The sequence below is a fragment of the Acinetobacter sp. YH12043 genome, from assembly GCF_013419915.1.
Taxonomy (GTDB): domain Bacteria; phylum Pseudomonadota; class Gammaproteobacteria; order Pseudomonadales; family Moraxellaceae; genus Acinetobacter.
Genome location: NZ_VOZD01000007.1, coordinates 13,999 through 33,526, shown reverse-complemented (window position 1 = coordinate 33,526; position 19,528 = coordinate 13,999). Strand labels below are relative to the sequence as shown.

The 19,528-nt window shown below is 41.6% G+C and carries 27 protein-coding genes; 19 read left to right on the top strand and 8 right to left on the bottom strand.

Annotated elements, in window-relative coordinates; all coding sequences use genetic code 11:
* Positions 1-243 precede the first annotated feature (243 nt).
* From FTU01_RS15510 to FTU01_RS05305, 4 genes are read right to left on the bottom strand one after another with little or no spacing between them, the layout of a single operon-like run.
* Entirely contained in the window at positions 244-2,010 is a 1,767-nt protein-coding gene (locus FTU01_RS15510) for a DUF5906 domain-containing protein (RefSeq protein ID WP_257233487.1), read from the bottom strand.
* Positions 2,007-2,969, bottom strand: coding sequence for a primase-helicase zinc-binding domain-containing protein (locus FTU01_RS15505; RefSeq protein ID WP_257233486.1), 963 nt, complete (start codon positions 2,967-2,969; stop codon positions 2,007-2,009). Before FTU01_RS15505 ends, FTU01_RS15510 begins: the two co-directional genes overlap by 4 nt.
* Complete coding sequence (locus tag FTU01_RS05310) at positions 2,969-3,466, bottom strand: phage regulatory CII family protein (RefSeq protein ID WP_180138433.1); 498 nt, start codon at positions 3,464-3,466, stop codon at positions 2,969-2,971. Before FTU01_RS05310 ends, FTU01_RS15505 begins: the two co-directional genes overlap by 1 nt.
* 29 nt (positions 3,467-3,495) lie before the next feature.
* Complete coding sequence (locus FTU01_RS05305) at positions 3,496-3,708, bottom strand: ribonuclease D (protein ID WP_120367366.1); 213 nt, start codon at positions 3,706-3,708, stop codon at positions 3,496-3,498.
* 101 nt (positions 3,709-3,809) lie between these two features.
* Between FTU01_RS05305 and FTU01_RS05300 the strand changes: the two genes are divergently transcribed.
* The 11 genes from FTU01_RS05300 to FTU01_RS05250 all read left to right on the top strand — a co-directional run bounded on the left by FTU01_RS05300 (position 3,810) and on the right by FTU01_RS05250 (position 7,778).
* Positions 3,810-4,451, top strand: a complete 642-nt coding sequence (locus tag FTU01_RS05300; RefSeq protein WP_120367365.1) for a LexA family transcriptional regulator — start codon at positions 3,810-3,812, stop codon at positions 4,449-4,451.
* Between the two features lie 104 nt (positions 4,452-4,555).
* Complete coding sequence (locus tag FTU01_RS05295; protein WP_180138431.1) at positions 4,556-4,873, top strand: hypothetical protein; 318 nt, start codon at positions 4,556-4,558, stop codon at positions 4,871-4,873.
* On the top strand, positions 4,870-5,094 hold the full coding sequence (locus FTU01_RS05290; protein ID WP_180138429.1) for a hypothetical protein: 225 nt from the start codon (positions 4,870-4,872) through the stop codon (positions 5,092-5,094). Before FTU01_RS05295 ends, FTU01_RS05290 begins: the two co-directional genes overlap by 4 nt.
* Positions 5,095-5,251: 157 nt before the next feature.
* Positions 5,252-5,443 carry a hypothetical protein gene (locus tag FTU01_RS05285; protein ID WP_180138427.1) on the top strand — a complete coding sequence of 64 codons (192 nt, stop codon included), beginning with the start codon at positions 5,252-5,254 and terminating at the stop codon, positions 5,441-5,443.
* A complete protein-coding gene (locus FTU01_RS05280; RefSeq protein ID WP_373686371.1) occupies positions 5,440-5,736 on the top strand; it encodes a pyocin activator PrtN family protein in 297 nt (98 codons plus the stop codon). The genes FTU01_RS05285 and FTU01_RS05280 overlap by 4 nt, the downstream gene beginning before the upstream one ends.
* On the top strand, positions 5,726-6,169 hold the full coding sequence (locus FTU01_RS05275; protein WP_180138424.1) for a hypothetical protein: 444 nt from the start codon (positions 5,726-5,728) through the stop codon (positions 6,167-6,169). The genes FTU01_RS05280 and FTU01_RS05275 overlap by 11 nt, the downstream gene beginning before the upstream one ends.
* Positions 6,166-6,594 (top strand): hypothetical protein, encoded by a 429-nt coding sequence (locus FTU01_RS05270; RefSeq protein ID WP_180138422.1) that lies wholly within the window; start codon positions 6,166-6,168, stop codon positions 6,592-6,594. Before FTU01_RS05275 ends, FTU01_RS05270 begins: the two co-directional genes overlap by 4 nt.
* Before the next feature lie 57 nt (positions 6,595-6,651).
* On the top strand, positions 6,652-7,017 hold the full coding sequence (locus FTU01_RS05265) for a hypothetical protein (protein ID WP_180138420.1): 366 nt from the start codon (positions 6,652-6,654) through the stop codon (positions 7,015-7,017).
* A complete protein-coding gene (locus FTU01_RS05260) occupies positions 7,018-7,323 on the top strand; it encodes a hypothetical protein (protein ID WP_120375864.1) in 306 nt (101 codons plus the stop codon).
* Positions 7,310-7,537 (top strand): hypothetical protein, encoded by a 228-nt coding sequence (locus tag FTU01_RS05255; RefSeq protein WP_120375863.1) that lies wholly within the window; start codon positions 7,310-7,312, stop codon positions 7,535-7,537. Before FTU01_RS05260 ends, FTU01_RS05255 begins: the two co-directional genes overlap by 14 nt.
* A gap of 19 nt (positions 7,538-7,556) precedes the next feature.
* Complete coding sequence (locus FTU01_RS05250) at positions 7,557-7,778, top strand: hypothetical protein (RefSeq protein ID WP_120375862.1); 222 nt, start codon at positions 7,557-7,559, stop codon at positions 7,776-7,778.
* A 22-nt stretch (positions 7,779-7,800) separates the two neighbouring features.
* Here FTU01_RS05250 and FTU01_RS05245 read toward each other — a convergent pair whose 3' ends face one another.
* Complete coding sequence (locus FTU01_RS05245) at positions 7,801-8,994, bottom strand: tyrosine-type recombinase/integrase (RefSeq protein WP_180138418.1); 1,194 nt, start codon at positions 8,992-8,994, stop codon at positions 7,801-7,803.
* Positions 8,995-9,112: 118 nt separating this feature from the next.
* On the opposite strand from FTU01_RS05245, the gene dusA reads away from it, so the two are divergent.
* A complete protein-coding gene (dusA, locus tag FTU01_RS05240) occupies positions 9,113-10,138 on the top strand; it encodes a tRNA dihydrouridine(20/20a) synthase DusA (protein WP_180138416.1) in 1,026 nt (341 codons plus the stop codon).
* A 49-nt stretch (positions 10,139-10,187) separates the two neighbouring features.
* Here dusA and FTU01_RS05235 read toward each other — a convergent pair whose 3' ends face one another.
* Positions 10,188-10,700, bottom strand: a complete 513-nt coding sequence (locus tag FTU01_RS05235) for a hypothetical protein (protein WP_166135648.1) — start codon at positions 10,698-10,700, stop codon at positions 10,188-10,190.
* Between the two features lie 222 nt (positions 10,701-10,922).
* Positions 10,923-12,197: a bifunctional phosphopantothenoylcysteine decarboxylase/phosphopantothenate--cysteine ligase CoaBC gene (gene coaBC / locus FTU01_RS05230; protein ID WP_159123089.1), complete on the bottom strand. Its 1,275-nt coding sequence runs from the start codon at positions 12,195-12,197 to the stop codon at positions 10,923-10,925.
* 113 nt (positions 12,198-12,310) lie between these two features.
* On the opposite strand from coaBC, the gene radC reads away from it, so the two are divergent.
* The 3 genes from radC (at position 12,311) to FTU01_RS05215 (ending at position 15,080) form a co-directional block, all read left to right on the top strand.
* On the top strand, positions 12,311-13,006 hold the full coding sequence (gene radC, locus FTU01_RS05225) for a DNA repair protein RadC (protein ID WP_159123090.1): 696 nt from the start codon (positions 12,311-12,313) through the stop codon (positions 13,004-13,006).
* Positions 13,007-13,078: 72 nt separating this feature from the next.
* Positions 13,079-13,990, top strand: coding sequence for a bestrophin family protein (locus tag FTU01_RS05220; RefSeq protein ID WP_159123091.1), 912 nt, complete (start codon positions 13,079-13,081; stop codon positions 13,988-13,990).
* A 67-nt stretch (positions 13,991-14,057) separates the two neighbouring features.
* Complete coding sequence (locus FTU01_RS05215) at positions 14,058-15,080, top strand: hypothetical protein (RefSeq protein ID WP_180138413.1); 1,023 nt, start codon at positions 14,058-14,060, stop codon at positions 15,078-15,080.
* Between the two features lie 2 nt (positions 15,081-15,082).
* Here the strand turns inward: FTU01_RS05215 and FTU01_RS05210 are convergent, their stop codons facing one another.
* The gene (locus FTU01_RS05210) at positions 15,083-15,934 is read right to left on the bottom strand and encodes a PHP domain-containing protein (RefSeq protein WP_159123093.1); all 852 of its coding nucleotides are present in this window, start codon (positions 15,932-15,934) and stop codon (positions 15,083-15,085) included.
* A 44-nt stretch (positions 15,935-15,978) separates the two neighbouring features.
* On the opposite strand from FTU01_RS05210, the gene FTU01_RS05205 reads away from it, so the two are divergent.
* Genes FTU01_RS05205 through mnmC form a run of 4 tightly spaced genes read left to right on the top strand, consistent with a single transcriptional unit; the run spans position 15,979 to position 19,392 of the window.
* Positions 15,979-16,590 (top strand): septation protein IspZ, encoded by a 612-nt coding sequence (locus tag FTU01_RS05205; protein WP_005233839.1) that lies wholly within the window; start codon positions 15,979-15,981, stop codon positions 16,588-16,590.
* Between the two features lie 28 nt (positions 16,591-16,618).
* Positions 16,619-16,921 (top strand): YciI family protein, encoded by a 303-nt coding sequence (locus FTU01_RS05200; RefSeq protein ID WP_004783657.1) that lies wholly within the window; start codon positions 16,619-16,621, stop codon positions 16,919-16,921.
* Positions 16,922-16,926: 5 nt separating this feature from the next.
* A complete protein-coding gene (locus tag FTU01_RS05195; protein WP_159123094.1) occupies positions 16,927-17,445 on the top strand; it encodes a hypothetical protein in 519 nt (172 codons plus the stop codon).
* 39 nt (positions 17,446-17,484) lie between these two features.
* Positions 17,485-19,392 carry an FAD-dependent 5-carboxymethylaminomethyl-2-thiouridine(34) oxidoreductase MnmC gene (mnmC, locus tag FTU01_RS05190; RefSeq protein WP_180138411.1) on the top strand — a complete coding sequence of 636 codons (1,908 nt, stop codon included), beginning with the start codon at positions 17,485-17,487 and terminating at the stop codon, positions 19,390-19,392.
* Positions 19,393-19,528 lie beyond the last annotated feature (136 nt).

Sequence of the window (19,528 nt, the reverse complement as noted above, 5' to 3'; positions counted from 1 at the left end):
TAGTTGTTACAGGTGTTACGGGTGTTACGGGCTGTTTTCTCGCACGTAAGAAAAATATTCTTAGCTTTAGAAATAAGAATTAGCAGATTGAATAATTTTTTTTTCACGCGTGCGCGCGCGCATAAGCCCGTAACAGGTGTAACAAGGTCGCTGAAAGTGAGATGGTGTAAGGCTTTGACAGTGTTACGGGGTATTGATTTAACCCGTAACAGACCCGTAACACCCGTAACAATTATTGATATTTTATAGTGTGTTAGGGACATCATGATCTCCTTTTAACTTAGCACGAAATTCTTTCACTTGTCCACTCAGCCAATCTGCTCTTTTTACGCCTTCAGGTGGATTGGCAGTAAAGACCATGCGCCTTTGCACCTCTTTGCGTCTTTCCTGATAACCAGCTCCAGTGACAACATCCTCATAGATCCGTCCATGCCCTTTGGCCACGACACGCTCAGATGCAATCAAGTTTAAGAACTTGTTAGATGGAATCGCTTTTTCTCCATTCTTATGGCACCACTGACGATAAGCCATGTACAAATCATCTGAGAGACAACAAACAAATGGATGCTCTAATAATCCTACACGCCAATCATCTAAGAATAATTTCCAGCCTGGTAAACCGAACTGAATGATTTTCTGTTTGGCCTTGGTCATTGGTGGCTCAGTGTATGGGGTGAAGTCCGTCAGATCCATCGACAACAAGTAGGTATAGAAAGCACTGATTGCTTTACTGTCAGGTTCAAGACAGTTTTCAATCAATCCTTTTAGGTCATCACCTAATTTTTGATTTGGTTCGAGTACCAAGAATCGACGGTCACGTTCTTCAATAGCCAATGGCTGTACTTCATTGGATAAGAACACACAGTTGATGTGGTTATTCTGCGAATAGCCTGACATAAACTTTTTCTCGATACGGATCTTTTCACCCGTGATCATGTGTTTGATCAGACCCATCATGCCGAACTTAGACTTATTGTTAAATATTTCTTCAAATAGGCAGTACAGCTTACGTTCAGCCCAATCTGTATAAATGGATTCAAGACCATTTTGACCCAATGTGACAGAGTACTTTTCACCATAAATCCGTGTCATGATCTTCTCAAAGAATAGGGATTTACCCGAACCTTGCACGGCACTGCACAGCAAAACAGATGTATTCATTTTTGCACCTGGATGTTGCAGAGGATAAGCTAGCCATTTCATCAGCCATTCATAAGCAGCCGTTTCACGACCACATAAAAATTTGACCAAGTTAATAATTGGTATGCACAGCTCCAACGCATCGGAAGTTTGAACAATCTGATTTTTATCATCCAGCATCGGTGAAATGTCCATGCCGTCATAGGTATTGATCTGACCTTCACTGATATGCATGCTTGGGACAAAAACTAGGTCTTCATGCCAAATCATGCGTTTTTCTCTAGACTTTGCCCATACATCATAAGCACCTGCCCAGTTTTCTTTCATAACATCCGTGCCGACAAGCTCACGACGAAATGTATCCCAACATGCTTTTTTGCCTTCAAGCATAATGAATCGTTCGATCATCTCTTTTGCTTTGAGATGACCTTCATCCGTTGCACGCCCAGCTGCATCATCTGATGAAATGGTTTTACGTTTTGGATGTGAATTCCACTGATCAAAGACTTTCTTGCCACCTAACATGGTCTGAAATGCGGTTTTTTTCCAAATCTTTTTGCCGTAATCATCCCAAACGTTGGTTTCACCTTCGATTAAGCAGAAACGGGCAATCCATTTTTCCATTTGATTTTCAGGTGAAGGCACAGATTGAGCAGTATTTTCCTGCGAAATACCCGCGCCCCCACTTTGTTCAACAACATCGATTTGTTCAAAATCGGGATCTTGCCCCAAAAAATTGTTGGTTGCATTACTTGGGGGTGCGGGGGAAATCTGAATAGAAGAAATAGCTGAACGGATCTGCTTTCCGACTTCGTCGAGTCCGCAATTGACATGCAGATCGTTGAAGTCTGTATAGACCTTAGAATTCATGCAACTGACTCCTTAATTTTGGTGAAATCAGGCAGTACAATGATGCCACCTGTTATGGCTTGTGCTTCTTGGGCGTACTTCAAGCCTGTATCTTCTTTGGCACTGTCATCATCCGCGTAATGTATGAATAACGCATTGGGATGCTTAGCTTTAAGTACTGACGCTACTTTCGGTAAATTATTCGCTACGAATGCAAGTGCTACTGGAATACCAGAAGCCATAAAAGTAGACATTCCCGTTGCATAACCTTCCGCCAAACCAATGTAATACGGGTTGTATTGATCTGGCTGAACTTCTCCAATCATGAAGCCCAAACCGCCCATGCGGCCACCGCCGGTTTCCCATTCACCAGAATCATTGGTATCACCTTTAATGAAATATTTTGTGCCATCAGGCTCAATGGTCTGCAAATTCCACATTTTATTGTCTTTAAAATCGATAGCAGGGATTAACAGGTTGCCGTTATGGTCAATCTTAATTTTTGGGTCTTTATCTACTTGTTTGTCTTTCAAATACTGACTGAAATCTCCCAAATATGCATTGCGAAAAATACCTTCAGCTTTACGTGCAATTTGCTCCTGACGCTTGCGTTCACGCTCACGTTGTTCTTTATCACGTAACTCTTTTTCTTTACGCCATTTTTCACGGTCTGCATCTGTGATATTTGACGTTGCATCAAGTCCGACAATGGCTGCAACTTCTGCAATCGTGTCTGGAAACGATAAATGTGTGCATTTTTGGATAAGACTGAAGCCGTCACCCGCGCCACAATGCTGACAGATATAATCACCATTGCCATTTTTGTCGTCATAACGAAAGCGATCACGTCCACCACATGCTGGACATGGTGTTTTTTTCTTAAATCGCACATCGATATTGAATCTCGGAAAAATCGTATCAGCCCAAAGACCTTGCGCTTTGGCTTTTACATCATCCAATTGAAATCTAGATTTCACCATCACACTACCTGCTCATGCTGTTGTTCAACCATAGCCAATAGTGTTAGTGCCACTCTAATAAGATCCATGACATCTTTTTGAATAATGGCTAATTCATCTTTACTAACCACCCCATCACCAATTGCAGTTGCAATTGACTGTGACAAATCACCTTGTTCACGTGCTAACTTTCCGATTTTCATCACAAAATCAGCTATATTTAGATTTTCATGTTTTGGCAATTCAAACCAAGCAGCATTGCCATGAATAGCACAAATGCTATCCATAATTCGGGCATCTTGAGTTTCCGACAAAACCGCTTCTAAATGATAAATATTAGCTTTATGCGTAGGTGTCGTTGGATTTAACGAACTGCGAAATGTATTGATATTAAAACCATTCTTTTCAGCAATAATTGCCATGATTGAATCATCATTTTGGCGATACACTGCTGCTTTCAATGCCATAGACAATGACAGTACTGTACGTTCTAAACGCTGAGTGCTTGTAAGTTGCATGTTTAAAATTTCCCAATTCATTCATTTTTTTAGTTATTTGCATGAGCTACATTTTGCTTAGACTTAAGCAAACGTTTTGGAGTGCGACCAGCGGCTAATTCTCTGACTTCATACTCGCGATATTCTGGAATATCCTCCCCGTCACGCCATTGCGCTATAGCGGCGGTCGTTAATTCAAGCTTATCTGCTAACTGAATCAATTTTTTAAAGCCCAATAATTCCATTGCTTCTTTACGAGTCATGTTAATACCAAAATCTAAGTTGACTTAGATTTAATTAGACACAACTTATCTTTGATAGTCAATAGCTAAGATAGCTTAGATATTTATCTCGGAATTTTTTTATGGAAACCATCGGCTCTCGAATCAAAAAACTTAGAAAAGAGAAAAAGCTAACCCAAGGAAAACTAGGAGATTTAGTAGGCGTATCGGATGTAACTATTGGATTTTGGGAAAAAGACGTTAATGAACCCAAATATGAAAACCTTGAAACGTTATCCAAAATGCTTGATACATCCATTGAATATTTAAAATATGGACAACATGAAGCAAGTGAATCCGTTAGAGATTTCAGACCTATCTCAAGAATGCTACCTGTTTTAGATTACGTTCAAGCAGGAAATTGGACTAATGTTCGATCATTAGAGCCACATGAAATTGAAAAATGGCTACCTGCACCACCAAATGCAGGGAAAAATAGTTTTTATATGATCGTACAGGGTACTAGCAATGCACCTCACTTCAAAGATGGCGATTATATTTGCATAGATCCAGATATTGACCTAACTTCAATACAAACTGGCGAAATGGTAGTAGTTCGCTGCGATGATGAAGCTACTTTCAAAGCATTGGTTAGAGAGCCTAATCGTATGTATTTACAGGCATTAAATCCTAATTTTCAACCTAACATCATTCCCCTTAAAGAAAATTGCATTTACAAAGGCAAATATATTGGAAAATTTGAACCATCTAAAAAATTCTTATAATTCAATTTTATAAAAAATATTTCTAAGATAGCTTAGAAATTTAATTGACACAAAACCTAAGTTGGCTTAGTTTAAATACATTCTAAGTCAACTTAGGTTTTTTTATGAAAAGTTCAAATCCTCAAAAAACTGATCAATTTGATCAAATCATTTTAAGTCGTCTACTCGCAGACGACTTTGCCCAACCACAAATTAAAGACTTTGATTTCTACAAAGAACGTGCTGTATCACAGATACAGACCGCTATTCACGGCATCTACAAATCAAACAATCAACACGAATTTACAATCGCAATTGCACAAGCAAATGCATTCATTGATGCTGCGATCAATTTCGAATTTATTGACTTAACTGAAAAAGCTAAATGGCTTGATGACGTTGCAAAGGCTATGCGTGCTCAATTGATTGAGGAGTATTTATGAACCTATCCATCACCCCTGAAAGCATCGTACCTGAGCAATCAGTCATTGATTCATGGCCAAAACTGCATCGAAAAAAAGGTGGCCATGCTTGCCAAGGGAAATGTCCAAATTATACGGATGAACAATGCTGTCATTGTTTGATTCATGACACTCCAACTGCTGTATCTGATGAAGACAAGCACTTAAACGCAGCTCTAATTTCAATTAATGAGGTGAGCTAATGAATAAATATGTCGCAATTGCAGCCATCGCATTCTGTCTTGCATATCCAATTCTATTACTTGTAATTGCAGTGATTTTTGTAATGTGCAAGTTAAATGAGCACCAAAAGGAGCTTAAAGCGGATCACAAAGCTTTAAGGAAACGGGAGAATCGTTAATGCTTCAATTCACCGATTTAAACCACACTAAGCACATTATCAATATCAGCAATGTGAACAACGTGGTGATCCGTAATAACAATGGTGTGCATGTGATTACTTTTCACATGCCTGGTCAGCATGTGGTACCTGCAACCGTTGATGTAAAAACGGCTGAACGTATCTTCAAGGAACTAGGGGAATTGAAGTGAAAGGTAAATTTGCTCCAGTTATCAACACGTACACGATGCTTGTGTTGCGCTACATGTCTCCAGTGGTACCGCTTGAAAATGTGGTTGAAGACTACTTGAGCCACATGTCACTTGAAATTGCCAAACGTAAAGCAGTGAAACAGGAATTGCCGTTCCCTGTGATCCGTTTAGGCGAAAAACAGAAAGCATCTTGGATGGTCAATTTGCATGATCTTGCTGTGTATATCGATCAGCAAACTGCATTGGCCCAGCACGATCATAAAGCCATGAATGGTGAACAGTATGCACATTAATTCAAGCCATGACATTTTGCGCAAAAAATCCGAATCAAGACGACTTGATATTCAGGTTCGCTGGTTCCTGCGCAAGCAAAAAAAACAGTGTCCAGATCAATTTCCTGCAGGTTACTCAGGTCTGAATGATAAACCCAAAGAAACGGGATGGAATAATTCTCAAAACACAATGCGCCAAGCGATGACTGCATCTGTGAGTAGCCATCGACCTGTTTTGGAGAATCATCAAAAACCTTTAAGTACAGAGCAACAACGTTGCAAATTCAACTTTGAAGCAAAACATAAAGCCTTGCGCTTAGGCAAAGATTTATTTATTGGCAAGTGTCAAAAACATGGTGAAACTGAGTTCCGTGTATATAAATCCTCTCATAAACATCATTGCATCGCTTGTAGAAGAATTATTCAAGACAAAAGAAAGGAATTAGCAGCATGAATACAGGCGACCATGTGGCAGTGAGTTTTATCTCTGAAAATAGTACTGAATTTTCAGGAATTCATTTTGCAGGGAACGGCATTATTGACCGTCTTGAAGATAATCGAGTGTTTGGCCATTTATACAGTGGCCAACCATTCATGTGTGATCCAACCGATGTATCTGTGAATGTAGATATTCATAACCTGGATAAATACTACCAGTTATTGCTTGAGCTCAAGCTTGCAAGCCATGCCGAAATTGAACTGATCAAATCAAAAAGCTCTGCAGATCCACAGCTACTCAACATGGCTGAGTTCGGACTTTATATTTTTGCTCATTTTCAATCACTGATTAATGAAATGGCTCAACAATTTGCTGTTTCAGAATTTCAACGCATTCAGGATGAGTTCACCAATGGCAGAGTTTTTCTTGTTGATGCTTGAGCTGATGCTCTTAGCAAATGGCACTTTATTTATTAAATACAAAATGTGGGAATGGTAATGAAACTTGAAAATGCACAAGAACAATTGTTAGAACTTAGTCCTTTAAAACTAAGTCAACAATTTAGCCGTGATGATCTTTTGGATCTACGTGACCAGCTCAAAGCCAAACGTGCAGGCTTGATTGAAGCCAAGGACAAATGCAAAAACGGCAATTCAATTGCTTTACTGAATATTGAATTGTCACAAGTCAATTCTATGCTGACACGCATCAACCAGACTGTCACTTTGCTTGATCAAGATGCCAAGATCATGAAGAAGAATAATCACTCAGCGCAGGAGCTGGCGATGCGTTTTTTCAAGGTTGCTGAAAAGGAATTGGACTCAAAGACGTTTAACAAAATTAAAAAAATGGCGGTGGCGTAAATGAAGATGAATGCACCAATTGAAATCGAAATGAAGGTTTATGCGGTTGAAGAGGAATCTGGGCAACAGGCAGTAGTCACAATGTCGCTTCCTGTGGGCCAGTACCCTACTCGATCTACGCTTGAGTTGATATTTAAAAAGGCTCAGGATGCCTTGCCAGATGGTTTTCGCGTAATGGACAAGCCAGAGTTTTTTAATGCTTACCTTCAAAAAGAATACGGAATAACTGAAAGATTTGCCACTCCAGGCTCCCGTGAATTTACTTGTGAAGTAATTGAGATGGAGCCAGCCAATGACTCACATTGAAATGCTTAAAGACCCAAACTTTAAACGCAATCTTGACAATAAAATCGTGGCGCATATCAACCATGAATTTTCTAAGGCAGGACGTGAGCTGCCATTGCCAAAATTCCGCGACAATCTTGTGACCTATGATGACCCCAATGTCATGAAACTTGTAAACCGTTGCCGTACTGGTGCGGTGCTTCTTGCTCAATTACTTGATGAAAAATCATCTTAATCTTAAAAAGGAAAAACATATGGCTGGCGTTGGAACATTTGAAAAATGTCGCAAACAAATTGAAAGCGGTATAAAAAGACAAATCAAAAATGGGAAAAACTATATTGCTTTAGATTTGCCGTATTTTGCACAAAGTGATCAATTGGAAACAGACAATTATATTAAGCAGCTTGAAGAGCGTGGAATGCGTGTAGAAATACATCACACAGATTCTTCAAAATATGGCAAAGCTTATTGGTAAAAAAACGCAAACCCCAAAGCCTCTAATCAGAGGCTTTTTTTATGGCTTCAGCAATGCCAGTGGTTTTGGCCACTTCAATTGCTTGCCTATATGTGAGCAGATCCTTTCGAATAATATCTAAATTCACATACCTTTTCAGACTATTCCAGTCATCGTGCAAAGTGTACTGCTGGATCTGTGGTACCGTTAAGCCCTGCTCTGCCAAACGTGTTGCTGCCTCATGGCGAAGGTCATGAAAACGTAAATCATCAATGCAGGCTTGTTTCTTAATTTTCTGCCAATGACGTGCAATATTTTCCTCATGTGTTGGGATCAGGTACCGATCATCACCGCCACGTAAAAGCATTTTTTTACGGATTTCAGGCTTGAGTAACTCATCAATGATTTCTGCTGCTTCATCTGAGACCACAAACCATTTGTCATTGTTCTTTTTCGTTGGATGCTTCACTGCTTCCAGGTACCATTTCTTGTGCTCACGATCATAATGCTGTATTTCAAGCCTTGGCAATTCACCCAAGCGACGACCCGTGTAAATATCAAGCCACATAATCAAGTACAAAGGCGTATTTGAATAATTCTTTAAATGAAAATCCATGTACGCATACGTGGTCAGATCCTGCAATTCTTTTGTCGTTGGCAACCGGTTACGCTCTTCAGACTCAGAAATCACACGGGACTTTCTTAAACCCTTAACGGCCTTCTCATATTCGTTGAAGTCGATCTCGACACCCCAAAGCAGTTCGGCATGATCCAATACCGATTTCATGCACTGAAATTCGAAAAGAATAGTACTTGGCTCAACTGGATCTAAATCATAATTTTCATTTTTATAGCCATCACGTCTACGCAGCGCATGATTTGCATAGTCGGTACGCTTAAGATCAGCCAAGGACTTTTGAGAAATATCGAACTTTTTCAGCATCTCAAGGGTAAATGCCTTAGTCCTGCCATAGTCTGAAATTTCAGATTTATACCTGGTAATTGCCGATGCCAAAGACATGGCTGCAGATGCCACAGCATCTTTGTCGGTTGACAACAAGTGAGGATTCTTTTCTAATCTGTCCTCTTCTCTTTTTAGCCATGCTTTTGCCAAAGCTCTGGTACTAAATGTTTCAGTATCAAAGTACTCGATACCCTCACTTGGCTTGCGAATATTGATCACAGCCTTGTATCTGGTACCTTTAGTTTTGGATTTTAACTCTGTGATATAGCCCATGCTTGCAACTATTTCTTAAATGAACGGGAATGGTTGCAAATATAGTTGCAAGAGTTGCAAAAAGATAGGAAAAGATACAAATTTATCGTAAATGATACGAATGCTCATAGGTGCTTAAATGACTGATTTAAAACAAAACACTGATATATCAAGGCTCCCACGTATATCCGTTGCACCTATGATGGACTGGACGACAAAAGATTATCGTTTCTTTGCGCGCCTGTTTAATCCAAATGTCATTTTATATACCGAAATGGTGACTACGGGCGCCATCATTCATGGCGATGCCAAACGCCATCTGGACTTCAATCAAGAAGAACATCCGATTGTGTTACAGCTCGGCGGTTCCAACCCTCAAGATCTGGCAACTTGTACTAAAATGGCTCAGGACTGGGGTTACAATGAAGTTAACCTGAATGTCGGCTGTCCGAGTGATCGGGTACAGAATAATAAAATTGGTGCCTGCCTGATGGCTGAACCTGATCTGGTCGCAGAATGTATTGATGCAATGCGTAATGCCGTGGATATTCCGGTGAGTGTGAAACACCGCATTGGTATTGATGACATGCATTCTTATGAAGAAATGCTGCATTTTGTGGATACGGTCGCCAAAACCGGTTGCGATAACTTTATTGTGCATGCCCGAATTGCTTTACTCCAAGGTCTTTCACCTAAAGAAAACCGTGAAATCCCGCCACTACGCTATGAAGATGTTTACCGTCTGAAGCAGGACCGTACGAAACTGACCATTGAAATTAATGGCGGAATTAAAACTTATGCAGAAACGCTTGAACATCTCAAGCATGTCGATGGCGTGATGATTGGCCGCGAAGCCTATCACAACCCGTACCTGTTAGCTGAGCTGGGTCAACTATGGAATCTCGAAGCACCGGACCGTTTTGAGATCATGCAACAAATGCTGCCTTATATTGCCCAACGTATGGCTGAAGGTGCACCATTGTCAATTATTACCCGTCATATTTTAGGTTTATTTCAGAACTTACCAGGTGCACGTAAATGGCGTCAGGCTTTAAGTGGTGGCAATGCCAAAACGCTAAAAGATGTAGAAACAGCATTATTGAATATTCAGGAAGCCATGCAGCGCACTGAAGATTATCTGCGTGAACATCAAGTTCAGCCTTAAAATCAAAAAGCACCGAGACCCGGTGCTTTTTTATGACCTAAAATAAAAATTAGTGGGTATAGGCCGTAATATTTCCGACCGGAATCGGTTCTTCATCATAGGAAGCCGCTTGCAGAACAGGCTCTGTAACTGGACGGACATCTGGCCCTAACTCAATATTGGTAGGTTCATGCACAGGTTCCAGATCATCAAGTGATGAGGCCAACTGTTCCAGTTCACGATCCAGTTGCTGACGATATTTTTCAATCTCGATTTCATCGATAAAGGCAAAAGCATCATCTTCAATGGCCCAGCTATAACCACCATTCACCTTTGAAATTTTAACGTTAATGGGATATTCATTGCCCTGATAATTCAGATGTGAAACTGCTTCAAACTCATTGCCTTTGCGATGGCGGATTTTTACATTTACTACAGTCAGACGATAATGCTGATAATTCGGATTGGCATTAAATTCTTGCTGCATTTGTCCTTGAATATTTCTGGCCAGTTCATCAATCGATACAAAATAGCTGCATCCAGCCAGACAGGCGATCATCAATATCATTATGATTTTTTTCATCCCGCCCCCTTGTGTTCTCTCACTGCTTTACAGATGTGTAAAACTTTTCATCTTTGGATTATTCTGTGATCCATTTTATACTTTTTTTAAATAAATGAATAAATAAATCCTTAGTCTATAAAGTCGTTTTTATTTTTATGTTGTACTGGCTTTTTAACTTCATGGTAAAAAACCCTATAAAAAAGCCCTGAATCAGTCAGGGCTTTAACCGTCATTGAAAACTTAAAAATCATCTTCTGCAGCAGGATCATGGTGCAAGGCATCATGGATCGCTTCAACCAGTTGCTGGGCAATTTCCTGTTTAGAGGCTTTGTCCAGATCACGCTTATCCAGATGATAGTGTTCGGCAAAGAATACCGTCATGGCATTTTCATCGGATGCAAAGCCAATATCCGCACGCGAAACATCATTGCAGGCAATCATATCCAGTTTTTTCGCCACCAGTTTACCCGCTGCATATTCTTCAATATTTCGGGTTTCTGCAGCAAAGCCTACCATAAATGGACGTTTTTCCTGCTGTGCGATGGTCGCCACAATATCCGGATTCTTTATTAAAGCGACATTCAGCTCATCGCCTGCTTTCTTGATTTTATGCTCGGCTACCTGTGCGACACGATAATCAGCTACTGCAGCGGTCGCAATGAAGATGTCACAACCCTGCTCCAGCATTTGCATGCTTTCATTCAGCATTTGCACTGCCGAAGAAACATTTTTACGTTTGACGCCATTTGGGGTATCTAGGCTCACCGGACCAGCAATCAGGGTGACATTCGCTCCAGCTGCATAACAGGCTGCTGCCAATGCAAAACCCATTTTCCCGGTACTATGGTTGGAAATATAACGTACCGGGTCAATCGCTTCACGGGTCGGACCAGCTGTAATCGTGACTTGCTTGCCCGCCAGCATGCCAAATTTTTCTGCAATCGCGCGCTGAGCTTTATGGAAATATTCTGTGACCTGACGTGCCAGCTCTTCCGGCTCCGGCATACGGCCCAAGCCTACATCACCACAAGCTTGTGAACCGGCATCCGGCATAATCACATGTACGCCATCTTCAATCAAAGTCGCAAGATTACGCTGGGTTGCTTTGGCAGCCCACATCTGCTGGTTCATGGCTGGTGCGACCCAGACCGGTGCATTGGTTGCCAGATACAAAGTGCTCAGCAAATCATCTGCAAGGCCTGCTGCAAATTTTGCCAGCGTGTCGCAGCTGGCTGGCGCAACCAATAACAGATCAGCCCAACGTGCCAGCTCAATATGCCCCATGCCCGCTTCAGCTTCAGGGTCCAGCAACTCGGTATGTACCGGATTGCCTGACAAGGCTTGAAAGGTCAAAGGGGTAATGAAAGCCTGTGCGCCTTGAGTCATGACAACCCGCACATTAAACCCGGCATCTTTCAGACGGCGAACCAGAATGGCACTTTTATAGGCAGCAATACCGCCAGTGACTGCTAAAATGATATTTTTATGAGGAATTACACTTAGATCAAAGCTCACGAACAGCTTACCTTTCTGTTGCAGTGGGGCTCACAATAGCATTAAATAATTGCATTCCCAAGAGATCAGCTTCAGGGAAAACTCATAATTCATAATAAATAAGTCTAATAACTATGCAATTTTCAATCAAAAACTGGCCTGAACTGGAACGGCCGCGGGAACGTTTAATTCAATATGGGGCAGAAAGTTTATCTGATGCAGAACTGCTGGCCATTTTTCTCCGATCAGGATCACAACAGCATTCGGCCGTAGAATTAGCCCGGCTATTGATTCAACATTTTGGTCATTTAACTGCTTTACTCGATGCACCTTTGCAGGAAGTCAGCCAGTTTCATGGCATGGGCATCAGTAAATATACCCAACTGATGGCGGTTAAAGAATTAGGACGGCGTTATATTGCCGAGCATCTTAAACAGGATTCTTTAGAATTAAGTAATTCAAAAAGACTACGGGATTATTTACGTTTCGAATTATTGAGTGAAAATCAGGAAGTATTCGCGGTCCTGTGTCTGGACGCCAGTTTAAGGAAAATTGCATTTAAAAAGCTGTTTTATGGCTCTGTGAATGCATGTGATATTTCGATTAATCAGTTGCTCAGATATGCCATTACCCAACAGGCAACTTCAATTGTGATTGCGCATAATCATCCCTTGGGCCAAGCCACTCCTTCTAAGGCTGACCTGTATCTGACCCGCCAGATTCAACAGGCATGTCGACTGGTCGATATCCGTTTAATTGACCATTGCATCATCGCGCTGGAGGGCAGTTTTTCCTTTGCTGAGCAGCAACTCATCAAACCTGAAGCCTAAGGGGGAATAGCACTTGACAAAGCAGCTACAACTCAAGAAGATCATGAAAAAAAATTGTGATGATTCCAATAAATGATCGTACGTGACCAGCAGAACGTTTTTAAATTATTATTTTCCTGGCGAGGAACGATTTTACCTAAGGTTTTACCTCCTTTAGGCGTGGTCATGCTGATTTCAGCCATTATTGGTGGTTTTTCACGTGTAGGTTATTTTCATTTTCCAGAACTCCCTCTCGTCGGCTTTACCCTCATCGGCGTAGTACTGTCTATCTTTCTCGGATTTAAAAATACTGCTTGTTATGACCGCTGGTGGGAAGCACGTAAACTCTGGGGTATTCTGATTGCCAATGCACGTCATTTTGACCGTGACTGCCGGATGTTGTCTCAAGGCCGTCGTGAACGTGTGATTCAGCACGTCATCGTTTTCGCGAACGTACTGCGTGACCGTCTGCGCCATCAGACAGCCAATCCGACTGAACTGGTGGAAACAAGTGGGATGAGCCAGCAGGCGATTACTCAGCTCTATCAACAGGCCAATGCACCGCAATATACCTTGAGTCTGATTCAGTGGGAGCTAATGCAAGCTCTCAAAGAAGGTGAAATCTCTGACATCATTTATATGCAGATGAATAATCATGTCGCGGAACTCAGTATTGTGCAGACAGGTTGTGACCGGATTGCGACGACGCCTTTGCCTTTTGCCTATTCGGTACTCTTGAACCGTACCGTATATTTTTTCTGTTTTATTTTACCTTTTAGTCTGGGCTCAACGCTTGGTCTGTTTACGCCTTTGCTGGTCGGTATTTTGGCCTATACTTTTTTGGGACTGGATGCACTAAGCTCAGAGATTGAAGAACCTTTCGGAACTCAAAGCAATGACTTGCCACTGGACTCCATGGTTCGTACCATTGAAATCGAACTGTTAGGCACTCTGGGCAAACCGACACCGCCACCGATTCAGGCACAAGATAATAATTTGCTATAATTTATAAATAAATGCCTCAGAATTAGCATTTTGAGGTTCTAATTTTTATCTAAAAATTCAAAAAAATATGAAATTAAAACAAAAAATTCAACAAGCGGTGTCTCAACCCATTGTTCGACCATGGTTGGCTTTAGCACTATTTTTACTTTGTGCCATCTTGGCTTTTATAGTGAGTTCATTAGTCCAATCAGAACTTTTTCTCGATCTTCAACGTAGGCCTGTTTTCCATATTTTATTTAGTCTATGTGTTCCCCTCTTTCTGTTTCAGGATCGAGGAATAAATTTAAAGTTTCCTTTTTTTATACAAAAATATTTGATCGATCCTCAACTCAAAAAAGATATGACTGAGCAAGCAGTCCAACATTCACAAGCAATTATTCTGGCTCAACGTACTATTCGTGCAAAATGGTGGCAGGTGAAACAGCCACAGTTATTATTACAACTGCCCAATCATGATCAAGGCATCTGGTTTAATGTAGATTTAAAACAGGTTTTTAATCTTTCGCCTTTTTTTACACTTCAAGTCAAATTAAGTGATGCGATGATTGGGCAACTGATCGATATACATTTTTTGACACGCTCTCATGTAATCATCCAGTTATTTGAAATTTCCCAAAATAATGATTTTTCAATATTCATTGGCACAGAAGTTGGAGCACAAAGAGGACTAGGGAGATTAGAAAAAATCCCATCGGCGCTTATGCTCGACTTATCCCGAATTACACACATAGAAGCCTTGAGAACCTGTCCAGAAAGTCATGACTTACAGTTAACCACAGGTTATGGTAAAACTTATCTCATTCATTCTCATGCAAAATACTTTAAACAATTGGAACTCGCCTTATCCTCACGCATTGATGTGATTGCCTATCGTAAGTTCAAACTTGATCTCAAGATTGATCATCTGTTCATTTCAAAAAAACATCCAAACTTTTATCGAAATTTAGTCCTGACTTCCATCATGCTGTATATCGTCATCATGACTTTAATCACTTCTGAATGGGCCTTATTACTTGTTAATGTCCTCATTCTGCATTTGATGTATAAATTCGCCCAAGATCTTAAAACTGATCCATTCATCAAGATTTAGAATTAACAAAAACTCTCCCAAATCCCGACCTGCCCTGGTTTTAAGCTCGGCACATTCCCCAGTTTAATCCAGGGCATATGGTCACCATGAAAATCACTGCCAATTGAAACTTTAAGTCCTTGCTCTGCAATCATCCGGTCAACCATCTGACGGGTTGAACTTGGATCAATAGCGGGCGGCAACTCCACCGCATCTCCACCAAACTTGGCGAAGATCTCGATCAGATAACGAATATTAGTCGCGGATAAATCATAACGGGTTGGATGCGCCAACACGGCAAAGCCACCGCTGTCATGTATGACCTGAATGGTTTCTTCCAGACCCAGACCATCAAATTTGACATAGGCCTTTTTACCTTCCTTGATGTACTTATCAAAGGCCTGTTGGGGGCGGGTCACAATGCCTTTTTCTACCAGCGTTTTGGCAATATGGGTTCGGGTAACCCGATCAGGAATATTATCAACTTTGGCAATCACGTCAGCATAAATATCCTGACCAATTAAAGGAACCAGAAGGTCACAGATCTGTTTAGAGCGTTCGGCACGAATGATCTTCTGCTGATTGAGGGCTTTTTGTAACGGCTCAGGATTCTGAACATTGAGTGCCACAATATGTACGCCATAATTTTTCTTGGTCGCAGGACGTGACCACTGGCTAGAAATCTCGACTCCAGAAATTATCTTAATCTCATGATTTTTGGCAGCTTCTTCAGCCAACACTAAACCGTCCATAGTGTCATGATCAGTCAGGGCCAAAGTATGGATAAGTTTGTCCGCAGCCGCTTCGACCAATTGCTGAGGACTCAAAGTTCCATCAGAAATATTACTATGTGTATGTAAATCTACGCCGTGCATCTCTATACTATGACATTTATTTGATCAGATTTAGATACTCTAACATGAAAGCACTTTTAGACTTTGTGCCACTCATTATTTTCTTTTATTTATATAAAACTGTAGATCCAAAAGACACTGACCATCAACTTCTACAATTGATCGGTTCTGCGGGGGGTGTCGACAATAACAATATTCTCGTTGCAACTACGGGTCTGATCATTTCCATGCTGGTGGTCTATGGTGCGTTATTTGTCATGCAGAAATTTCGCCTGGACAAACAGCAATGGATTGTTCTGTTTATGACGGTGATCTTCGGTGGGATCACCCTGATGCTCAGCGACGATTTCTATATTCGTCTTAAAGCTGTATTACTGAATCTGGTCTTTGCAGGTGTCTTCCTGTTATCGCCATGGTTTAGCAAAGATAAGAAGCCACTCATCCAGCGTCTGTTTGGCCCAGTATTTAATTTGAGCGCCAAAGGCTGGCTTAAATTGAACTATGCCTGGGTGGGTATGTTTACCCTCATGTCATTTCTGCATACATTCTTTGCCTATTTATGGATGGATGGAAAATATTGGGGCGAATTTACTGCATTCGGTGACATGATCGTGATGTTTTCCTTTATCATTATTCAGTTTATTGTATTGCGCAAATACTTTAGAACAGCTGAATAAGTCCAACTACAAACGATAGAGAGTCATCATGCCATTATTCGTCGTTAGCTGTACCGACCGGGAAGGTACAGTTGAAAAACGCCTTGCGATTCGTCCACAACATCTTGCACGTCTAGAACAGTTAGATGCTGAAGGCCGTCTGATTGTTGCAGGTGCCATGCCTAAAGATCCAGCCAATCCTCAAGCCGGTTTCTATGGCAGCACCATCATCGTTGATTTTGACAGTCGTGAAGCACTGGATGCATGGTTACAGGATGAGCCATTCCTGAAAGAAGGCGTATACGCGCATATTGATGTGAAACCATTTAATAAAGCATTTCCTAAAGGATAAGGTTCATGCGCGCTGTTACCGCCAGTTTCATTGGCTTTTGTTTCATGATTCCTTCTGCCTGGGCTGTTGAAGTTTCTGCTCCAGTTGCCCCGGCTACACAGCCAGCAGCTACTCCTGTCCAAGCTGTTACCACACAAGCACCTGCTCAGGGCGCTTCTGCACAGCAGGCTGGAATTATTCCAGCAGTTGCAACAACTGCTCAGACTGTTCAGCCGACTGAGAAAAAGCCGCTCACCGCAGAAGAAATTGCCAAGCAGAAAGCCCAGCAAGATGCCAAAGTCAAAGCTTTAGTCAAAGATCAGGCAACGCGTCTACAGCAACTGGAAAAAGCCAATCTGGAAGCCCTGTCACAAAATCAGGAATTGCAGCTCAAGAACGACAATCTCGGGGTTCAGGTACAGGTCCTGCAAAGTGAACGTAGTGCCCAGATGTTTCTCTACGGCGCGGCAACTTTGGCAGTCGGTGTATTACTTGGCTTTCTGATTGCGAGCTATGTTTATACCAAACGTCGCCGTCAGTGGTAATCTATAAGCCGTCCAAATATCTTTAAGGTTGTACCCGTTTTGTCGCATGCAATTCAAACTGCCGATCTGGATTGGCAATTGGTGGATGGCATTGATGTGCCTGTGTCCAAGCAATTTGGTGATGTGTATTTTTCCAAAGACAATGGATTGCTGGAAACCCGGCATGTCTTTTTAAATGGTAATGACCTTAGTACCCGCCTTGCCGAATTAAAACCTTTTGCATATTTCTGTGTCGGTGAAACGGGTTTTGGTACGGGTTTAAATATTCTGGCGTTATGGCAACTCTGGCAACAGGTTCGTCCGGATAACCAAAGCCATCTGCATGCGATTTCAGTAGAAAAATTTCCGCTTTCTAGAGCAGATTTAGTCCGTGCCTTAAATGCCTGGCCAGAATTGAAACCGCTAGCAGATCAACTCATCTCCCAATATCCAATGCCGATTGCCGGTTGTCATCGTCTCAGCTTTCCTGAAGAGCGTTTCAGTCTGGATCTGTGGCTGGGAGATGCACATGATGTCTTTCCTGTCATTGAAAAAACTGCACCTGTTAATGCCTGGTTTCTGGATGGCTTCGCACCATCATGTAATCCAGACATGTGGGAAGAAAATGTTTTAAATAACATTGTGCGTTTATCCGAGATCGGAACGACTTTTGCTTCTTTTAGCGTTGCAGGTGTCTTAAAACGTGGTTTAAAACAGCACGGCATCTCTATTTCCCGTCCACGTGGATTTGGCCATAAACGTGAAATGCTGAAAGCGATCTGGAATCCTGTTAAAGAAAATAAAGACAGTGAAACGGTTTTAGAACAGGAAATTGCTCAAAAAAAAATTGAACCCGATCTAGAGCGTCCTACCAGACCTCGTCAAATCGCTGTGATTGGCGCTGGAATCGCAGGTTTAAGTACAGCATGGGCATTTGCTCAGCGTGGTCATCAAGTCACGATTTACGACCAGTCAGCACCGCTTTCAGGCGGTTCCGGCAATCCCCTTGCCCTGCTCAATCCTAAACTGTGTCCAGTTGAGCAAAGTGCTGAACATCTGATGACGGTGGCCTGGCAGCATGCCTTAATTCATTATCAGAAATTTAAAGCTTTTCGCTCAATTCAGGTCAATCAGCTTGCCTTAAAAAATCCTGAACAGCTTTTAGGATTGGCAGATGAATATCCCACAGAAATTCTTGCTGCTCAAAGTGCAGCAGACCAAGAGATTCAAACTGAATTTCCAGCTTTAAAACTATTAGCAGCGGGTGCAGTTTCACCTCATCAACTGCGTGATGAAATTCTGCAGCATCCTCTTATTCAGTATAAACAAGCCAAAATTAGTCATATTGAGGCTGCTGAACAGCCTGCGTTATTTGCAGAGCAGCAATCCTTAGGCAAGTTTGATCACATCATTGTATGTACCGCACGTGATACCCAGCAATTCTTTGAACATTATCCAGTCCTGAAACCGATTCGTGGACAGGTCAGCTGGGTCAATAATCAAGATCAGCCATTGAATCAGGATACAGCCTATAGTTACGGCGGTTACTGTATGCAGCTCAATCCCGAACAACTGATTTTGGGCGCTTCATTCTATCCAGGCCGGGATGATGCAGAAGTCTTAATAGAAGATCATGTGCATAATTATGAACTTATCCACAGTGTCTTTCCTGAATATGCACAGTTATTCCCATCTACCGAAACCTGGCAAGGTCGAGCAGCAGTACGCGCCCAGAGTCAGGATTATTTTCCCTTGCTCGGTAAGATGAATGTAGATCAAGAAGTTTACAGTTTTGCGGGGCTTGGCTCTAAAGGTTTTCTATTTGCACCACTGTGTAGTGAAATTCTGGCAGCCCAGATTTTGGGAGAAGCCTGCCCCGCACCTTCAAACTTGGTAAAAAAACTCGACGTAACACGTTTTCAAAAGAAGGTAAAAGCCAAGAAGCCTTATTTTAAGCCTCAAAATTAAAGAGCTCCTCCCTTTAATAAAGAGTGAGGAACACTGTTCCGCAAGGGAGGAAGTTTTAGAAAGAGTTTAATTCCCCTAAATCCTCCTTTAAAGAAGGGGGACTTTGAAGAAATCCAGACAACAAAAAAGCGCCCTT